Annotated in this window: 14 protein-coding genes and 1 riboswitch; of the genes, 3 read left to right on the forward strand and 11 right to left on the reverse strand. The window is 68.6% G+C overall.

Annotated elements, in window-relative coordinates:
• The first annotated feature begins 38 nt into the window (after positions 1–38).
• Entirely contained in the window at positions 39–911 is an 873-nt protein-coding gene (locus ACCC97_RS23465) for an ABC transporter substrate-binding protein (RefSeq protein ID WP_413335377.1), read from the forward strand.
• Between the two features lie 25 nt (positions 912–936).
• Positions 937–1,449 carry an SET domain-containing protein gene (locus tag ACCC97_RS23470; protein WP_007839124.1) on the forward strand — a complete coding sequence of 171 codons (513 nt, stop codon included), beginning with the start codon at positions 937–939 and terminating at the stop codon, positions 1,447–1,449.
• On the opposite strand, the gene ACCC97_RS23475 is transcribed toward ACCC97_RS23470, so the two are convergent.
• From ACCC97_RS23475 to ACCC97_RS23510, 8 genes are all read right to left on the reverse strand, one after another.
• Entirely contained in the window at positions 1,419–2,018 is a 600-nt protein-coding gene (locus ACCC97_RS23475) for a vWA domain-containing protein (RefSeq protein ID WP_007839122.1), read from the reverse strand. The two genes, ACCC97_RS23470 and ACCC97_RS23475, sit on opposite strands and share 31 nt — an antisense overlap.
• A 53-nt stretch (positions 2,019–2,071) precedes the next feature.
• Positions 2,072–3,127 (reverse strand): ATP-binding protein, encoded by a 1,056-nt coding sequence (locus tag ACCC97_RS23480; RefSeq protein ID WP_007839116.1) that lies wholly within the window; start codon positions 3,125–3,127, stop codon positions 2,072–2,074.
• Positions 3,124–6,945: a cobaltochelatase subunit CobN gene (gene cobN / locus ACCC97_RS23485; protein ID WP_413335352.1), complete on the reverse strand. Its 3,822-nt coding sequence runs from the start codon at positions 6,943–6,945 to the stop codon at positions 3,124–3,126. The genes ACCC97_RS23480 and cobN overlap by 4 nt, the downstream gene beginning before the upstream one ends.
• Before the next feature lie 12 nt (positions 6,946–6,957).
• Positions 6,958–8,025, reverse strand: coding sequence for a cobalamin biosynthesis protein CobW (gene cobW / locus ACCC97_RS23490; protein WP_413335353.1), 1,068 nt, complete (start codon positions 8,023–8,025; stop codon positions 6,958–6,960).
• Between the two features lie 135 nt (positions 8,026–8,160).
• Positions 8,161–8,838, reverse strand: coding sequence for an energy-coupling factor ABC transporter permease (locus ACCC97_RS23495; RefSeq protein ID WP_413335355.1), 678 nt, complete (start codon positions 8,836–8,838; stop codon positions 8,161–8,163).
• Between the two features lie 73 nt (positions 8,839–8,911).
• On the reverse strand, positions 8,912–10,435 hold the full coding sequence (locus tag ACCC97_RS23500; RefSeq protein ID WP_413335357.1) for a PepSY domain-containing protein: 1,524 nt from the start codon (positions 10,433–10,435) through the stop codon (positions 8,912–8,914).
• An 11-nt stretch (positions 10,436–10,446) separates the two neighbouring features.
• Entirely contained in the window at positions 10,447–12,633 is a 2,187-nt protein-coding gene (locus ACCC97_RS23505; protein ID WP_413335359.1) for a TonB-dependent receptor, read from the reverse strand.
• A 128-nt stretch (positions 12,634–12,761) separates the two neighbouring features.
• A riboswitch (cobalamin riboswitch) is annotated at positions 12,762–13,042 on the reverse strand.
• A gap of 86 nt (positions 13,043–13,128) precedes the next feature.
• Positions 13,129–13,350: a hypothetical protein gene (locus tag ACCC97_RS23510; RefSeq protein WP_007839105.1), complete on the reverse strand. Its 222-nt coding sequence runs from the start codon at positions 13,348–13,350 to the stop codon at positions 13,129–13,131.
• Positions 13,351–13,504: 154 nt separating this feature from the next.
• Between ACCC97_RS23510 and ACCC97_RS23515 the strand changes: the two genes are divergently transcribed.
• Entirely contained in the window at positions 13,505–13,909 is a 405-nt protein-coding gene (locus ACCC97_RS23515; protein WP_007839104.1) for a hypothetical protein, read from the forward strand.
• A gap of 11 nt (positions 13,910–13,920) precedes the next feature.
• Here the strand turns inward: ACCC97_RS23515 and ybaL are convergent, their stop codons facing one another.
• The 3 genes from ybaL to phbB form a co-directional block, all read right to left on the reverse strand.
• Entirely contained in the window at positions 13,921–15,627 is a 1,707-nt protein-coding gene (ybaL, locus tag ACCC97_RS23520) for a YbaL family putative K(+) efflux transporter (RefSeq protein ID WP_007839103.1), read from the reverse strand.
• A gap of 174 nt (positions 15,628–15,801) precedes the next feature.
• Positions 15,802–17,145 carry a dicarboxylate/amino acid:cation symporter gene (locus ACCC97_RS23525; protein ID WP_413335362.1) on the reverse strand — a complete coding sequence of 448 codons (1,344 nt, stop codon included), beginning with the start codon at positions 17,143–17,145 and terminating at the stop codon, positions 15,802–15,804.
• 129 nt (positions 17,146–17,274) lie between these two features.
• On the reverse strand, positions 17,275–18,012 hold the full coding sequence (gene phbB, locus ACCC97_RS23530; protein ID WP_007833119.1) for an acetoacetyl-CoA reductase: 738 nt from the start codon (positions 18,010–18,012) through the stop codon (positions 17,275–17,277).
• Positions 18,013–18,096: the final 84 nt, after the last annotated feature.

Here is an 18,096-nt window from a genome sequence, read left to right on the forward strand (position 1 = left end):
CCGCTCCGCACCCGCCGTTTGCCTCCGCCGCCCGCCAGATCGCGAAGGCCGCGGCCTTCGTGGCCCTGGGCTTCGGTTCGGTGGCGCACGCGGCGGGCATCCGCCTCGAAGACGACCGCGGCACCACGCTCGAACTGCAGGCGCCGGCGCGGCGCATCGTGTCGCTGATGCCCTCGCTGACCGAAACGGTCTGCGCGCTCGACGCCTGCGACCGGCTGGTGGGCATCGACCGCCATGCCAACTGGCCGGTGTCGGTGAAGGGCTTGCCGCAGGTCGGCGGCGTCGACGACGCGAACATCGAGCGCATCGTCGCGCTCAAGCCCGACCTTGTGCTGCTGCGTCCGCGCAGCCGCGCTGCCGAACCGCTGGAGCGCCTTGGCATCAAGGTGCTGGCGCTCGACGCCAAGACCCACGCCGACATGCGCCGCGTGATGGAAACCGTGGCCCGCGCCACCGGCCGGCCTGGAGCGGGCGAAGCCTTCTGGCGCAGGCTCGACGCCGGGCTGGACGCCGCCAAGGCCCGCGTGCCGGCCGGCTGGCAAGGCCGTCGCGTTTACTTCGAGGTGCACGGCGGCATGGCCGCGGCCAGCGAGAGCTCCTTCATCGGCGAGACGCTGGCCCGCCTCGGGCTTGGCAACGCTGTGCCGGGCACACTCGGCCCGTTCCCGAAGATGAGCCCCGAGTTCGTGGTGCGCGCCAATCCGGACGTGCTGATGGTGTCGGCGCTCGGCGAAATCTCCGCCATGGCTTCGCGGCCCGGCTGGTCGGCCATGTCGGCCATCCAGCGCGGGCGCGTGTGTAGCTTCGCCTCGGCGCGCTTCGATCTGATGATGCGCCCCGGTCCGCGGCTGGACGAAGCGGCCGACGCCATCGTGGGCTGCCTGGCCTCGCTGGGCGCACCGAAGCCCTGACACCCGACGACTCATCCCTTCCGCCATGAAGCATCGCAAGCAAACCTCCTCCACTCCTTTCGTCCGGGTAGGCCCCAGCGGCGTGCACGGCCTCGGCGCCTTCGCCACGCGCGACCTGCCGGCGGAAGCTTTCCTCGGCCTCTACGAAGGCCGCCGCTACACCCAGGCCGAGATCGCCACCAAGGTCTGGGACGACCAGCTCACCTACCTGTTCACGCTGTCGAACCACGAGACCATCGACGGCGCCAAGGGCGGCAACGCCACTCGCCACCTGAACCATTCATGCGAGCCGAATTGCGAGGCCGTCGAGGAATACGACGAGGGCGGCGAAATGGTGCTGAAGTTCCAGACGCTGATGGCCGTGGACGCAGGCGACGAGCTATTCATCGACTATTCGCTGACCGCGGACGACGGCTCGCCGCCGTCGAAGTACCCGTGCCATTGCGGCTCGCCCAGTTGCCGGGGAACGATGCTGGCGCCGGTCGAAACAGCGGCCGGGCAAGACGCTCAAGCGTTCGGGTTCGAGGCCACGACGTAGCGCGCATCCCAATGCGTGGCAAGCTGCCGCGCACGGTGCAGCGGCACGCGCGCCGTCTCGAAGTCCACCACGCAGGCCATGTCGGCGGCCTCGGGCCGCGCGGGGTTTTCGCTGCTGCGGCCATCGGTCAACAGCCACAGCCAGCGTTGGCGCGACTCGCTCTTCGCCAGCAGTTGCCCCGCGCGCTGCACGCCCAATGCCAGCGGCGTGCCACCGCCCGCTGCGATCGGCGCGACCCAGTCGTCATTCCAGGCGCTGGCGCGGCGCGGCGGCAGGCGCAGTTCGACCACCTCGCCGGCAAAGCACAGCAGCGCGACGTGGTCGCGGCGCTGGTAGGCCTCCTGCATCAGCGCGAGCAGCAGGCCCTTGGCGCGCGCGAGGTTGCCGTCGCTGCGCATCGAGGCCGAGCAGTCGAGCAGGAAGCAATGCAGCGCGCCGCTGCGTGCCTGCTGCGGGCGGCGCCGCAGGTGCTCCGGGCGCAGATGGCCGGCACCGCGCGCCGCGAAAGTGCGCGGCCAGTCGAAGGCCGCGCCCTGCGAGGCGGGGCCATGCCATGCATCCCTCTGCACGCCCTGCCTCCGGTCACCCTGGCGTGCGCCAGTGGGTACGGCGTCCCGGAGGCTCAGGCTTTTTTTGACGCGGCCTGTGCAGGAGCGATCAGCGGTCGCAGCGGCTTCACGCGCTCGATGCCGACGGGCTCGGGCGGCATGGCGCCCCAGTCTTCATCGCCCGCACTGTTCGCGGCGTCGTTCGGATTCGCGTCGGGCATTGCGGAGCGAGGGGCTGCCGATGGCGCAGCCTCGGCTTCGGGCTTGCGCCGGTGCAGCAGCACGGCTTCGGCTACGCGCTGCACGTGGCCAGTGGTAATGGCGCTCGCACCGTCCCAGGCCGCGAGCGCGCGAGCGGAGCGCAGCATCACGAGATCGGCGCGCAAGCCATCGACGCCGGCTGCGATGCACAGCGCACCGACCGCCTCATGCACCGCATCGCCATACGGCAGCGCTGTCGCATCGGCCACGAGGGCGTGCGCACGGACCAATGCGGCCGCCAGTTCGGCTTGCGCCTTCGCATGCGTCGTGCGAAAGCCCTGCGGATCGGCATCGAAAGCCAGCCGCGCACGCACGATGGCCTGCCGCTCTGCGGCATCCTCGATGTTGCGCAGCTGCACGCACAGGCCGAAGCGGTCGAGCAGCTGCGGGCGCAGCGTGCCCTCTTCCGGGTTCATGGTGCCGACCAGCACGAAGCGCGCGGCATGCCGGTGGGAAATTCCGTCGCGCTCCACCACGTTGACGCCGCTGGCCGCCGCGTCGAGCAGCGAGTCGATCAGCGCGTCAGGCAGCAGGTTGATCTCGTCGACGTACAGCACGCCACCGTGCGCGCGCGCCAGCAGGCCGGGCGCGAACTTCAGTTCGTGGCCGGCCAGCGCCTGCCCGAGGTCGAGCGTGCCCACGAGGCTTTCAAGGCTCGCGCCCAGCGGCAGCGTGACAAAAGGCGCGCCCGGCAGCAGCTCTGCCAGCGCGCGCGCAGCGGTGGTCTTGGCGGTGCCGCGCGGCCCTTCGATCAGCACGCCGCCAAGGCCCGGATCGACTGCGGCCAGCAGCAGTGCCTGGCGCAGCTGCGGCTGGCCCGCGATCGCGGCAAAGGGAAAAGGCACCGGCATCGGGGCGGCAGTGGTCATCGCGAAAGTCCTTCCATCTGCTGCTCGTGGCCGAGAAGCAGGTTTTGCAATTGGTCCTTGTAGTCGCCGGGCGATTGCCACAGGCCGCGCTGCATGGCCTCGAGCAGGCGGCTGAGCATGTCGTGCAGCGCGCGCGGATTGTGCGCGTTCACGAAGTCGCGGGTGGCTTCGTCGAGCACGTAGGCGTCCGCCACCATCGCGTACTGGTGGTCGCCGACCACGCGCGCGGTGGCGTCGAAGCCGAACAGGTAGTCCAACGTCGCGGCCATTTCGAAGGCGCCCTTGTAGCCGTGGCGCTTCACTCCGTCGATCCACTTCGGGTTGACCACGCGCGCGCGGATGACGCGGCTGATTTCTTCCTTCAGCGTGCGCACGCGCGGCGCCTGCGGGTTGCCGTGGTCGCCGTGGTACATGGCCGGCTGCCGCCCGCTCAGGTGGCGCACGGCGGCGGCCATGCCGCCCTGGAACTGGTAGTAGTCGTTGGAGTCGAGCAGGTCGTGCTCGCGGCTGTCCTGGTTCTGCAGCACGACGTTCATCGCGCGCAGGCGGCGCACCAGCGCGCCGGTGGCGGGCACGCCGTCGCTGCCCTGGCCGTAGGCGTGGGCGCTGCCGCCGACGTAGGCGTTCGACAAATCGTCGTCGGTCTGCCAGTCGCCATGATCGAACAGCCGTTGCAGGCCGGAGCCGTAGCTGCCGGGCGCGGAGCCGAACACGCGCCAGCCCGCCTGCGTGCGGGCGGCCTCGGGCGCCACGCCCTGCGCTTCGAGCGCGGCGGCCTCGCTGAGGATGCGCGCGCGGATGGGGTTGCGCTCGGCGTCTTCGTCTTCCTGCGCGGCGACGGCCTGCACGGCCGCGTCGAACATCTGCACGGCATTGGGAAAAGCGTCGCGGAAGAAGCCCGAGATGCGCAGCGTCACGTCGATGCGCGGACGGCCGAGGCCGACCGTGGGCAGCACCTCGAAATCGACCACGCGCTGGCTGCCCGGCGCCCACTTCGGCCGCACGCCGATGAGGGCGAAGGCCTGCGCCAGATCGTCGCCGCCGGTGCGCATGGTGGCCGTGCCCCAGACCGAGAGGCCCAGCGCCACCGGGTAGTCGCCATGCTCCTGCAGGTGCCGCTCGACCAGCTGTGCGGCGGACTTGAGGCCGAGCATCCAGGCTGTGGGCGTGGGAATGGCACGGGTGTCGACCGCGTAGAAATTGCGCCCGGTGGGCAGCACATCGGGCCGGCCGCGCGATGGCGAGCCGCTCGGCCCCGGCGGAACGAAGCGGCCTTGCAGGGCGCGCGAAAGTTGCAGCAGCTCCTGCGCACCGCAGGCGTCGAGCGCGGGGGCGAGGTCTTGTTCGACGCGGCCCATCACCGCAGCGGTATGCGGCATGTCGGACGGACAGGTGTTGTCCTCCAGCAGGCGCTGCGCCAGCAGCTCCAGCCGCTCGCGCGTATCACCCTGATGCCGCCACGCATCGGTGCTCGCCGATTTCAGCAGCGCGGGACGCGCGCCCAGCCACGGTTGTGCCGCGTCGATGTCGAGCGGGTCAAACGCCTCGCCCGGCAACAGGTCTTGCGACAACGCGCCGAGCAGCCCGGCATTCGCGCCCGCACCGTCCGCAGCCGGATAGCGCGCCAGCGCCAGCAGCGTGTCGCGCCGCAGCCGCTCGCGCGGCGACGCGCCGAACACATGCAGCCCGTCGCGGATCTGCGTTTCCTTCAGCTCGCACAGGTAGGCATCCACGCGCGCCAACACCGCATCGTCTTCCGCGCCCGGCAGGCCGCCCAGCTCTTCGACCAGATGCTGCGCCCGCACCGCCGCGAGGATCTGCGCGCGCAGCACCTTCGCGCGGCGCGCATCGACCAGCAGCGCGTCGTAGTACTCGTCGACCTGCCGCTCCAGGTCCTGCATCGGCCCGTGGTTCTCGGCACGCGTGAGCGGCGGCATCAGGTGGTCGACGATGACCGCCTGCGTTCGCCGCTTGGCCTGCGCACCCTCGCCGGGGTCGTTGACGATGAAGGGGTACACGTTGGGCAGCGGCCCGAGGATCGCGTCGGGCCAGCAGGCCCGTGACAGCGCGATGCTCTTGCCCGGCAGCCATTCGAGGTTGCCGTGCTTGCCGACGTGCACGACCGCGTCGATGGCGAAGGCATCGCGCAGCCAAAAATAGAACGCGAGGTAGCTGTGCGGCGGCACCAGTTCGGCGTCGTGGTAGCTCGCGTAGTCGGCCATGTCCAAGGTACCCAGCGCGCGCGCGGGCTGGATGCCGACGAACACGCGGCCCAGCCGCAGGCCAGCGATCATGAAGCGATCGCGCCGCAGCATCGGGTCCTGCTCGGGCGGGCCCCAGCGTGCGTCGATGGCGTCGGCCATACCTTCAGGCAGCAACGCGAGCCGCGCACGGTAGTCGCCCAGCCCGTAGCTCTGCCACGCCGGCCGAGCAGCCCACTGCGCGGGATCGTTCGCAATGCCTTCCTGCAGCTTGCGCATCAGCGCATCGCTGTTGGCGGGCATCTTGCCGGGTTCGCCCAACGCATAGCCCTCGGCCGCCATCGCCTGCAGGATCGCCATCACCGAAGCCGGCGTGTCGAGCCCCACACCGCTGCCGATACGGCCCTCGCTGCCCGGGTAGTTCGCGAGGATCAGCGCGATGCGCTTCTCGTCGGCGCGCAGGCTGCGCAGCCGGCACCAGCGGCGCGCCAGCTCGGCCACGAAGGCGATGCGGTCCGGCTCGGGCTGGTAGCTGACCACCTCGGTCTGCGTGAGTTCGCAGCGGTGCGACAGGCCCTTGAAGCTCACGGCGCGCGTGACGATGCGGCCGTCCATCTCGGGCAGCGCGATCTGCATGGCGATGTCGCGCGGACGCAGGCCCTGGCTGTCGGCCAGCCAGTCCTCGCGGTTGCCGCCGCTCACGATCACCTGCAGCACCGGCGCGTCGCCGGCCAGGGCCAGGGCTTCGCCATCTTCATCCTGCGCACCCTGCCCCAGCGCCGCGAAGGCCGTGGTGTTGAGCACCAGCTGCACGTCATGCTCGACACACAGCGCACGCAGCGTGGACAGGCACAGCGGGTCTTTCAGCGAATCGAGCGCCACCGGCAGCGGGTTGAGCCCCTGGGCGCTCAGCGCCGCTGCGAGCGCATCGAAGGCCGCCGTGTTGCCCGACAGCAGGTGCGAGCGATAGAACACCAGCGCCACCACCTGCGCACCCGCATGCCAGCCGGCGCGCAGGTCGTCGATGCCGGCGACGGCATGCGCCGCGCCCATGCCCTGCGGCACATGCAGCGCGACCTGCGGCAGGCTGCGCGGCGGCAGCGGCGCTTCGCCATGGCCAAGGCCGTGGAAAGCCACCGCACGCAGGAACTGCATCGCATTGCCCGCTCCGCCGCTGCGCATGTACTGCCACAGCTGGCGGCTCAACGCGCGCGGCGCCGTGCTGCGCGCGAGCAGGTCTTCGTCTTCCTGCAGGTCGCCGGAGAACATGGCGAGCTGCTGGCCTTTGCGTTTGGCCAGCTTCTCGAGCTGCTGGAGTCCGTAGGCCCAGGCCGATTCCGCGCCCAGGTGGTCGACCACCACCACGCGCGCGTGCTGCAGCACCTCGTCGATGTACAGGTCGAGCGAGGCCGGCTGGCGCAGGTGCATCAGGTTGGCCAGCCGCAGCGACGGGTAGCCCGGGTCGGTGACCGCCAGCGCAGTGCGCGCGGCCGCGAGCAGCGCGAGCGTGGTGTCGGCCGAGCTGAGCACCACGATGTCGCCCGGCGTCTGGTCGAGGCGGGTGACGACGCTGTCGTCCTCGACGAAGCGTCCGGGCTGGGTGCTCAGCAGGTGCATCGGTTCAGGTGGTCAGGCGGCGACTGCGCTCACCTCTTCCAGCGTCTTGCGCAGCATCGCTTCGTCAAGGTCTTCGCCGATGAACACGAGGCGCGTGCGCTGCGCCTCGCCATCGCGCCAGCGGCGATCGAAGTGGTGGTCGAAGCGGCGGCCCACGCCCTGCACCAGCAGGCGCATCGGCTTGCCCGGAATGGCGACGAAGCCCTTCACGCGGTAGATGGTGTGCTGCTCGACCAGTTGGCCCAGCACAGCCAGCAGGCTGTCGCGGTCCACGGGCGGCAGCTCGATCACGAGCGAGTCGAACTCGTCGTGATCATGGTCTTCCTCATGGTCGTGGTGGCTCTCGCGCAGGTGGATGGTGGCTTCGGCCTCACGGCCCTGGCCCAGCAGCAACGCGAGCGGCAGCCTGCCCTCGGTGGCGGCGACGATCTTCACTTCGGGCGGCAACTCCTCGCGCACCAGCGCCTCGACCTTGGCCCGCGCGGCGTCGTCCATCAGGTCGGTCTTGTTGAGCACCACGAGGTCGGCGGCCGAAAGCTGGTCTTCGAACAGCTCATGCAGCGGCGATTCGTGGTCGAGGTTGGGGTCGGCGCGGCGCGCTTCGTCCACGGCCTGCGGGTTCTCGGCGAACTGGCCCGCGGCGGCGGCCGGGCCGTCGACCACCGTGACCACCGAATCCACAGTGAAGATATTGGCGATGTCGGGCCACTGGAAGGCCTGCACCAGCGGCTTGGGCAGCGCGAGGCCGGAGGTCTCGATGAGCACCGCGTCGAGCTCGCCGCGGCGCTCGGCCAGCTGCTGCATCACGGGCAGGAACTCTTCCTGCACGGTGCAGCAGACGCAGCCGTTGGCCAGTTCGTAGAGCGCGCCCGCACGCTCGTTGCCTTCCTCGTCGCAGCCGATGCCGCAGCCGCGAAGAATCTCGCCGTCGATGCCGAGCTCGCCGAACTCGTTGACGATCACCGCGATGCGGCGGCCTTCCGCGTTGCCGAGGATATGGCGCAGCAGCGTGGTCTTGCCGCTGCCGAGGAAGCCGGTGACGATGGTGACGGGGATCTTGGCGTTGTTTGCTTGTGTCATGGAAAGGATCTTTCAGACGCCGCCGGCGATGACGGCGGCGCGATGGATGAGCGGCAGACGGGCGCCCGGCGGCGCACCGTCGAAGTGGGCCGCGGCGCCCTCGGGGAAGAGGAAGCGCGTGCGAGAAAACGCGGATCAGACGCCGCCGTATAGGCGACGCTCGACGAAGGCGGTGCCCTGCAGCCGGCGCCAGGCCTTGGCCGCAGCCAGCACGCCCAGGTCGACCAGCGGCTCGACAAGCACCACGGTCATGTAGGCCGCGCCGAAGCTGGCGATCTGGCCCAGGTTCTCGATGCCGGTGCCGCGTCCGTACAGCGCCCAGAAGCCGACCCAGACCACGATGCCGCCCTGGTAGGCCACCGAGAGCTTGAAGGCCTGCTGGTAGCCGATGTCCACGTAGGCCAGCTTTTCGGGAATGATCCGGCGGGCCAGCGCGGAAGTGGCGAACAGCGGCACCAGCAGCGTGGTGACGTTCATGCCGTACTGCGGCAGATCCTGCGGCTCGAAGAACAGGCCCTGCACGAGCAGCCCGCCCGCCAGCCCGATGGCCGCGGGCGCCAGCCCGAACACCAACAGCAGCGTGGTGCCCAGGATCAGGTGCACCTCGGACACGCCCACCGGATGGTGCGGGAACACCTCGAAGAAGCAGAACACCAGCGCCACCGCGATGACGGAACGCAGCACCAGCGCGGCGGGCCCGTCCTTCATGAGCATCTGGAACGCGACCTTGCCGGTGTAGGCGAGAGCGGCTGCCGCCGTCGCGTAGCTGAGGAAAATCTTGGATCCGTCGACGAGACCTGGTTCGATGTGCATCGAGCACCTCCTGAAATGCACCGCAGTGCGAAAGTTGATTGTTGGTGGATGGGCCGGCTCGCGCAAGCCCCTGTCATGAACGCCGAAGCACGGGCTGCGCTCCCGGCACGGCCGACGAGCGAGGCTTGCGCAGCAACCGCCGCCAGCCGATCACCACGCCGCTGGCCGAGGCCACGGCGCCGATGATCGACAGCAGCCACATCACGATGTCCCAGGCCGGCCGGTACTGGATGAGCCAGGGAAAGTCGAGGCTGTGCGCCGCGTTGAAGAGCCAGCGGCGCAGGCGCGAATTGCTGTCGTTGCTGCCGACGACCTGCCCGCTCGCGGGGTCGATGTAGATCCAGCTGCGCGCCGAGTCGTCGAACTGAAGCCGCCATACGGGCACGATGCGCTCGCGGTGGTGGCCGTACCAATGGAAGTCTTCGCGGGTCTGGAGCGTGGCCTGCGTGACGGCCGATCCGGGCCGCAGGCGTGGGGCGGCGCGCAGGATGTCTTCGCGGCTTATCGATGCAATCGCGCCGGTGGCAGCGTCGATCACGCGAACGTGGGCCTGCGCATCGCGCAGCTGCAGCAGCGGCTTGCCGTCGAACCACAACAGCACGGCTTCGCGCGGTGCGGCAGCGCCCTCGCCGGTCTGCAGCGAAGCCGGTGGCCATGGGAACGGCGATGTGCCGGCGCCCGTGTAGCGCGCCATCACCGCCGCATCGACCGGTCCGCGCTGGAACCAGCCATTGGGGTTCATCGACAGCCAGCCGCTGACGATCCACGTCAGCACGAAGAAACCACCGATCAGCCCCGCAATGTGGTGCCACGCCATCCAGCCGGTGTACGGCGTGACCGCGCCGTTGCGGAATCGCCGCCGCAAGCGCACCCGCAGGATGCCGATGACGATGCCCGTCACGGCCGAGACGATGCACGCCCCCGACAGCCACACCACCACGTCGTGCCACAGCGGCGGATCGGCGCGCAGCGGCGTGAAGTAGATCCAGTGCGGCACGCAGCCAAGCCAGTTCCACAAGCGTTCCGAGCGCGTGGTGTCGCGCACCACCTCGCCGTTGCGCGAGGACACATACAGCTCGGTGCCGGCCGCGTCGCCGACCTCGATGCGGTGCAGCGGGCGCAGCGGGTCCAGGCCTTGCGGCACGGTCCACTGGTCGCGCTCCAGCGTCTCGGCCCAGTGCGCACCGGCACGGCCCGAGAAAGCTCGCGCGATGGCCTGGGCCTGCGCGGCATCGACCGGGCCGGGCACATGGCCGTCGCGCGCCGAGACGGTGTGCCGGCCGCCGCGCGCATCGACGATGCGCCACACCGGTTCGGGGCTGTCGCCGCCCTGCATCTCCAGCACCATGCGCCGCGGCGGCTGGGGTAGTCGATCGAGCGCGGCAGCGGGCGACACCGCCGCCTGCCCGAAGCGCAGCGGCGCGAGCCCCGCCAGCCGCTCTTCGTCCGTGAGGTTGGGATACCCCACGTACATCATCACCACGCCCGAGACGAACCACATGGCGAACAGCAGGCAACCGCCGATGCCCAGCCATCGATGCGTCCAGTAGAGCCAGTGCCGAATTCGCGGCCAGGCGCGGCGCCATGCAGAGGTCATGAGGGCACTGCTCAGAAGTTGACCAGCGCCGACAGCTCGAACGAGCGCGGCCGCCCCAGCAGCCACTGGTTGCCGCCGTTCGAGAACGACACCGGATAGCGCCGGTCCGCCAGGTTGTAGGCGCGCAGCGCGAGCTTGAGCGACGGGTTCGCCTGCCAGCTCACGCCTGCGTCGGCCACCGTGTAGGAACCGATCTTGCGCGAGTTGGCCGTGTCGGCCTGGCGCGGGCCGACGTAGCGCACGCCGAACTCAGCCTCCCACTGCGGCATGAAGCGCCAGTTGAGCCACAGGTTGGCTGCCTCCTCGGGCACGCCTGTGGGCGTGTTGCCCGTGCGCGAGACCAGCGACTGGCCGACCAGCTCATTGAAGTCGTCGTAGCGCGCACGCAGCTTGGCGACGTTGGCTTCGAGCCTCAGCGTGGATGTCAATGCCAGGTCGAGCGTGGCCTCGACGCCTTCGGACGACTGCTTGCCGATCTGCTGGGTGATGGTCGGGTCGGTCGCGTCGCGCGAGAGCAGCTTGTTCTTCTCGATGCGATAGGCCGCCACCGTCCAGGCACCGCGGTTGTCGGCCAGCTGGCGCTTGTAGCCGACCTCGACCTGCTTGCCGGTGCTGAGGTCGAAGGCCGCCTGCGAAGTCGAGGTCGTGACCAGCGAGCCCAGCGGATCGGCCGCGCGCGCCACATGTGCATAGAAAGACTGCGACACATCGGGCGCATAGACCACGCCGAGTCGGCCGGTGGCGTACTCGAAGGTCTTGCCGAAGCTGTTGGCGGCGTTCAACAGGTCGGTGCGCGCGATCTTCGCGTGATCCCAGCGCAGGCTGCCCACCACCGACCACTGCTGGTTGAAGGCCAGCTTGTCCTCGGCGAAGAAGGCGTAGGTGCTGGTCCTGGTCTTGTAGCGCGGCGTGTAGGCCACGGGCGAAGCGTAGTAGCCGGGGTTGAAGACGAAGGGGTCGACCACCGAGCGGCCGCCATAGGGCGAGTCGTTGGTGTGCGTGAAGTCGATGCGGTTCGCATCGAAGCCCACCAGCACCTGGTTGGCCAGGCCGAACAGACCATGCCTGAAGGTGGCGTCGGTGCGGTTGCCGATCTGCTCCTGGTCATGGCCGATCTCCAGGTAGTCGCCGCGCGTCACGCGCCGCGTGGCGGCGTTGTAGGTGTAGGTTTCGCTGTTGCGCCAGTGGCGCTTGCTCTCCAGCCGGTAGAGCTGGTTGCGCACGGTGACGGCATCGTTGGGCGTCCACTGCGCGTCGAGCCGGGTCCACTTGTCGCGGTACTTGATCTCGGCGTCGTCCACGTTGTAGTTCTGGCGCAGCGTCTGGCTGCCCAGGCGGCCGTCGATCAGCGGCACGCCGTAGTAGCGCTGCGGCGACTGGCTGCCTTCGTCGTGCGACAGCGTGAACTGCAGCTGCCGCGACACGTCGAGCCGCACGGCCGCGCCCACGGCGAGGCTCTCGGCCTCCCCGCGCTGCATGAAACCGTCGGTGGCGCGGTGGCTGATGTCGAAGCGGTACGAGAGCCTGTCGTCGATCGCCCCGCCGCTGCCGAAGGCCACCTGGCGGGTGGCGTCGGAGCCGAGCGTATCGAGCGCCTCGTTGCGGATCGGGCCGCGCGTGGGCTTCCTGGGCACCACGTTGATCGCGCCGCCGATGGCGCCCTCGCCGTACATCACCGAGGCCGCGCCGCGCAGCACCTCGATGCGATCGACCGACCAGGTGTCGAACGGAAAGGTGACGGTGCCCGCGCCCGCATACAGGCGCGTGCCGTCGAACAGCTGCATCACCGAGCCGTGGCCCGAGAAGCCGCGCGCGGCCATGGCGGTGCCGCCGTTGCCGGGGCCGGGCGAGCCGGTGATGCCGGTGGCGCGGGTAGCGGCGTCGATCACCGAGACGTCGCCGCGCGCGCGGATGGTGTCGCCCGTCAGCACCTCGATGCTGGCCGGCGTTTCCAGCGGCGTGAGGCCGAGGCGGCTGCCGGTGTACGAGGGTTCGTCGATGGCCAGCGGCGTGTGCCGCTCGGCCTCGACCTGCACCGGCCTCAAACCATGGCCGCTGCCGGCCGCTTCATCCGGCGATTGCGCGAAGCCGGCGGAAGGCCCGAAGGCCAGCCCCAAGCCCAATGAGAAACCCGAAAGGCGCGCCCAACGCAGCGGCGTACCCATGCAATCGCGCGCCGGCGATGCTTGCTGACCCATTTGATCTCTCCTGCGACCTGCGTCCCCGCAGGCTCCCGACCGATAGAGGAAGCAACGGAAGAGGCGAAGGGACTGCGGCGGTCCGCGCGAGCGCGAGGCGGCAGGCCCGGACACGCACTCCCGCAGCGTCCGAAGGCGGTTGCGAAGGCCGGTATCCGGGCTCGCGGAGCGCCGCGGTGTGCTGTGGGATTGCACACCGCGGCCGAAACCCTCGCCTTCCCACGCCGATGCGCAGTGGCTGCCCATGCCTGCGTGGAAGCAGGCATGGGCGTGAGGGTTTCCAGATCCGCCGACCGTTGCGGGGGCAGCGCAGGAATTGACGCGTCAAGATCGACGCAGCGCACCTGCTTCCCGTTTAACCCCGTGGCCATCACATGGCGTGCGGGGCACCTTCGAACCGTGTTGCCTGGCGCAAGTCAGTTAATAAGAACTGACACACCAGGGCGGGCGGGATTATAGGGAACGGCCTGCGGCAAGCCGCATTGCGCCAGAACTTCAGGCGGGCTTCCCGTCGGGTCCGAACAGCCGCCGCAGCACGGCCACGCCCGCCACCAGCGCATTCGAGTAGGTGGCGTAGGGATCCTGGGCGGCCTCCAGCGGCATGTAGACGTGGGAGGTTTCGCCCGGCGTGTCGTCGACCGCCTCCATCAGCACCCAATAGAACTCGCCCGCTTCCAGTTCATGGACGGTGAGTGCGACGTTTCTTGATAAGGACATGGAAATGGGCGTGACGGGATGGTCTGTCCTGAATGGGCGGGGAACGCATGCGGTTGACAGTGCTTTCGGGGTTCTCCTACAGAGCCCGACCCGCGCGCGGCCTAATGTTGTAGTCAGGGATCTTCGAAGAACCTCAAAAGAGCCAGGAGGCATCATGAAGCATTTCACTCTTGAACCGAACATGCGGTCGAGCATCGGCGGCGCCTTTTACCCGACCGGCTACTCGATGGTGATGTTTCCGAGCGCAGAAGATGCCAACCGCATCGGTCACCGCCTGATCGAAAAAGGCATGAGTGGGGACGAGGTCTACCTGCTTCCCGCGCAAACGGTGCTGGCCGAGATCACCCCGACCGTGAAAAGCTCCGACGATCCGTTGCCGTCCGCCGGCACCGATGCCGCGACCGTACGCGCCTTTACCAAGCTGGCGAACGAAGGCCACACCGGCCTGCTGGTCAGGACCCGCGACAGCGCGACGGCCGAACGCCTGATGGAACTGGTGCGCACGGTGCCCTATTCCATCGCCCAGCGATACCGCACGCTGGTCATCGAAGACCTCTGACGGCACGGGCGTCAAGCAGGCACGGCCATCGACACGGCCCGCTGGACCACGTCGCGCGCCATGGCCTGGGCCAGTTCCTGTTCGCCCAGGAACACGGTGGCGGAAGTCTCCTGCGTGAGCAGCCGGGCCTCCTGCTCGTTGTGGCTGCGGATCACGGTCTGGATGGTGGGGTTGAGCGTGCGGGCCGTCTCCATCATCTGTCGCACGTTCATGGCGTCGGGCGTGGCCACCACCAGCACGCGGGCACGCGCAATGTGCGCCTGGATCAGCACGGCCGGATCGGCCGCGTCGCCCCACACGGCCGGCGTACCGGCCTCGCGCAGCCTCTCGACCAGTTCGCGGTTCTGCTCGGCCACCACATACGGGATGTCGTGCGCGTCGAGTTCGGCCGCGATGCGGCGCCCCACGCGGCCGTAGCCCACGAGCACCACCTGCCGCGAGAGGTATTTCGCCTCGGTGGTCATGGGCAGTTCGGCCAGCGGGTCATCGCGCGATTCGAGTCCGCGCGCGAAGGAGGAATGGGCGTGCAGCCACTTCTGCATCGGCACGATCAGGCTGAACCACAGCGGGTTGGTGGCAATGGAGATCAGCGCGCCCGCCAGCACCAGGCTCTGCCCTTCCACCGGCAGCAGGCCCAGCGATACGCCCAGCCCGGCCAGGATGAACGAGAACTCGCCGATCTGCGCGAGGCTGGCGCTCACCGTGAGCGCGGTGCCCAGCGGGTATCGGAACACCAGCACCAGCGCGCAAGCCGCGAGCGACTTGCCCAGCACGATGACCAGCACCACCGCCAACACCTGCAGCGGCCGCTCGATCAGCACCGAGGGATCGAACAGCATGCCGACCGACACGAAGAACAGCACTGCGAAGGCATCGCGCAGCGGCAACGACTCCTGCGCAGCGCGATGGGCGAACTGCGACTCGCGCATCACCATGCCGGCAAAGAAAGCACCCAGCGCGAAGGACACGCCGAACAGCGCCGCCGAGGCGAAGGCGATGCTCACGGCGGCGGCCACCACGCACAGCGTGAACAGTTCGCGCGAGCCGGTGCGCGCGACCTGCCAGAGGATCCACGGGAACACGCGCCGCCCGACCACCAGCATCAGCGCGACGAAACCGCCGACCTGCAGCAGCGTGAGGCCCAGCGTCTGCCACAGCGGATCGCCCGGCCCGGCCTGCGCGCTCTGGCCGCCCAGCGCGCCCGCCAGCGGCGGCAGCAGCACGAGCACCAGCACCATGGCCAGGTCTTCGACCACGAGCCAGCCGACGGCGATGCGGCCGGTGAAGGAATCGAGGATGCCCAGGCTTTCGAGTGCGCGCAGCAGCACGACGGTGCTGGCCACCGACAATGCCAGCCCGAACACCAGCGCCGCGCCGGGGCTCCAGCCCCACCACAGGGCGAGCCCGCCGCCGAGCAGCGTGGCCACGGCGATCTGCGCGAGCGCACCGGGCAGCGCGATCTTGCGCACGGCCAGCAGGTCGTCGAGGGAAAAATGAAGGCCGACGCCGAACATCAGCAGCATCACGCCGATTTCGGCAAGCTGCGCGGCAATGCCTGCGTCGGCCACGAAGCCCGGTGTGAACGGGCCGATGATCACGCCGGCCAGCAGGTAGCCGACCAGCGCCGGCAGCCGCAGCCTGGCTGCCAGGAACCCGAGCACGAGCGCCAGCCCCAGGCCGGCGGCTATCGTGTTGATGAGGGAGACGCTGTGGGGCATCGCTGCATTCTGCAGGAACGATGTCTGGCCTTTTATTTCACACGGCCTTCTTTGAGGGGCTCTTTTTCGGACTCTTCTTCGGGGGGGGCGTGCACAGGCCACCGGGTGCTCCCCTGCGCGAATGTCCCCCGTCGGCGTGAGCACCCCCGAATCACATATGCAAAAAGTTCAGCCTCAACCAGCCATCTTGCTGCTGCGCGCCGCGTCGAGCGCCTCGGGTTCCTGCGCCTCGACCCAGCTCTCGTTGTTGAGTCCAGCCTGCAGCCGTGTCTCGTCGAGCTCATGGGTCCACTTGGCCACCACGATGGTGGCGACGCCGTTGCCGATCAGGTTGGTCAGCGCGCGGGCTTCCGACATGAAGCGGTCGATGCCCAGGATCAGCGCAAGGCCCGCCACCGGCACGTGCCCCACGGCCGACAGCGTGGCCGCCAGCACGATGAAGCCGCTGCCCGTGACGCCCGCCGCACCCTTCGAGGTGAGCAGCAGCACGGCCAGCAGGGTGATCTCCTGCGTGAGCGTCATCGGCGTGTTGGTGGCCTGTGCGATGAACACGGCCGCCATGGTCAGGTAGATCGACGTGCCGTCGAGATTGAACGAGTAGCCGGTGGGAATGACGAGGCCCACGCAGGTCTTGTTGGCGCCCAGGTTCTCCATCTTCTCCATCATGCGCGGCAGCACCGATTCGCTCGACGACGTGCCCAGCACGATCAGCAGCTCTTCCTTGATGTACTTGATGAACTTCCAGATGCTGAAGCCGTGGAAGCGCGCGATGAGTCCCAGCACCACGAAGATGAACAGCAGGCAGGTCAGGTAGAAGGTGCCCATCAGCTTGCCGAGCGAGAACAGGCTGCCCAGGCCGTACTTGCCGATGGTGAATGCCATCGCACCGAAGGCGCCGATGGGCGCGAGCTTCATGATGTAGTTGACGATGCCGAAGAGCACGTGCGAGCCTTTCTCGATCACGTCGAACACCAGCGTGCCGCGGCCGCCGAAGCGGTGCAGCGCGAAGCCGAACAGCACCGCGATCAGCAGCACCTGCAGGATCTCGCCCTTGGCGAAGGCGTCGACCACCGTGCTCGGAATGACGTTGAGCAGGAAGTCGACCGTGCCGGTCATCTTTCCCGGGCCGGTGTAGGCCGCGATGCTCTTGGTGTCGAGCGTGGCCGGGTCGATGTTCATGCCGGCGCCGGGTTTGAGCAGGTTCACCAGCACCAGGCCGACCAGCAGCGCGATACTGCTGACGATCTCGAAGTACAGCAGCGCCAGCCCGCCGGTCTTGCCTACCTTCTTCATGTCCTCCATGCCGGCGATGCCCACCACCACCGTGCAGAAGATGATCGGCGCGATGATCATCTTGATCAGCTTGATGAAGCCGTCGCCCAGCGGCTTCATCGCCTCGCCCGTCGCCGGGTAGAAGTAGCCGAGCAGCACGCCGATGATCACCGCGGTGATCACCTGCACGTAGAGGGAACGGTAGATCGGGAGCTTTCTGGCGGGTGTGGTTGTTGTGCTTTCCATGGCTTGCCTTCCGGAGGGTTTGGAAACTGTAGGACGCATATCGGCCGCTTTCTATCCGTGGAACCCGCATCGATGAAATGAAAAAACCCGCCGAAGCGGGTCTTGTCGATCAGGTACAGGTCCGCATGCTCAGTGCATGTGCAGGCCGCCGTTGACCGAGAAGTCGGCCCCCGTGCTGTAGCCGCCCTCGTCGGTGGCGAGCCACGCGATGATGGAGGCGATTTCGCTCGGTTCGCCCAGGCGCTTGACCGGGATGGTGGCGACGATCTTGTCGAGCACTTCCTGTCGGATGGCCTTGACCATGTCGGTGCCGATGTAGCCCGGGCTCACGGTGTTGACCGTCACGCCCTTGCTGGCCAGCTCCTGCGCCAGCGCCATGGTGAAGCCGTGCATGCCGGCCTTGGCCGCCGAGTAGTTGGTCTGGCCCGCCTGGCCCTTGGCGCCGTTGACCGAGCTGATGTTGATGATGCGGCCCCAGCCCTTCTCGACCATGTCGCCCACCACCTGCTTGGTGACGTTGAACATGCTGTTGAGGTTGGTCTCGATCACCGCGCTCCAGTCCTCGGGTGTCATCTTGAGGAACATGCGGTCCCGCGTGATGCCGGCGTTGTTGACCAGCACGTCGATCGGGCCGTGCGCGGCCTTGGCGGCGGAGAAGGCCTCGACGGTGGATTGCCAGTCGCCGACATTGCCGACCGACGCATGGAACTCGAAGCCTTCGGCTTTCTGTTCGGCCAGCCACTTGGCGTGGTCGCGCGTGGGGCCGCATCCGGCGACCACGGTGAACCCGTCCTTGTGCAGACGCTGGCAGATGGCAGTTCCGATGCCACCCATGCCTCCGGTGACATATGCAACTTTCTTGCTCATGAGATTTCCTTTATGTACATAGCAAAAGCCTGAACGGCCGCCTTCACTCTAGCGAGTTTCAAGCCGTGGTCCTCTGAGGAAAAC

Origin of the sequence: Variovorax sp. Varisp85 (assembly GCF_047304045.1) — a bacterium.
Classification (GTDB): domain Bacteria; phylum Pseudomonadota; class Gammaproteobacteria; order Burkholderiales; family Burkholderiaceae_C; genus Variovorax.

Excerpts from the sequence above, each read along its gene's own strand:
- ACCC97_RS23470 (WP_007839124.1), top strand. The coding sequence starts at position 937 with ATGAAGCATCGCAAGCAAACCTCCTCCACTCCTTTCGTCCGGGTAGGC.
- ACCC97_RS23480 (WP_007839116.1), bottom strand. The coding sequence starts at position 3,127 with ATGACCACTGCCGCCCCGATGCCGGTGCCTTTTCCCTTTGCCGCGATC.
- cobN (WP_413335352.1), bottom strand. The coding sequence starts at position 6,945 with ATGCACCTGCTGAGCACCCAGCCCGGACGCTTCGTCGAGGACGACAGC.
- cobW (WP_413335353.1), bottom strand. The coding sequence starts at position 8,025 with ATGACACAAGCAAACAACGCCAAGATCCCCGTCACCATCGTCACCGGC.
- ACCC97_RS23495 (WP_413335355.1), bottom strand. The coding sequence starts at position 8,838 with ATGCACATCGAACCAGGTCTCGTCGACGGATCCAAGATTTTCCTCAGC.
- ACCC97_RS23500 (WP_413335357.1), bottom strand. The coding sequence starts at position 10,435 with ATGACCTCTGCATGGCGCCGCGCCTGGCCGCGAATTCGGCACTGGCTC.
- ACCC97_RS23505 (WP_413335359.1), bottom strand. The coding sequence starts at position 12,633 with ATGGGTCAGCAAGCATCGCCGGCGCGCGATTGCATGGGTACGCCGCTG.
- ACCC97_RS23510 (WP_007839105.1), bottom strand. The coding sequence starts at position 13,350 with ATGTCCTTATCAAGAAACGTCGCACTCACCGTCCATGAACTGGAAGCG.
- ACCC97_RS23515 (WP_007839104.1), top strand. The coding sequence starts at position 13,505 with ATGAAGCATTTCACTCTTGAACCGAACATGCGGTCGAGCATCGGCGGC.
- ybaL (WP_007839103.1), bottom strand. The coding sequence starts at position 15,627 with ATGCCCCACAGCGTCTCCCTCATCAACACGATAGCCGCCGGCCTGGGG.
- ACCC97_RS23525 (WP_413335362.1), bottom strand. The coding sequence starts at position 17,145 with ATGGAAAGCACAACAACCACACCCGCCAGAAAGCTCCCGATCTACCGT.
- phbB (WP_007833119.1), bottom strand. The coding sequence starts at position 18,012 with ATGAGCAAGAAAGTTGCATATGTCACCGGAGGCATGGGTGGCATCGGA.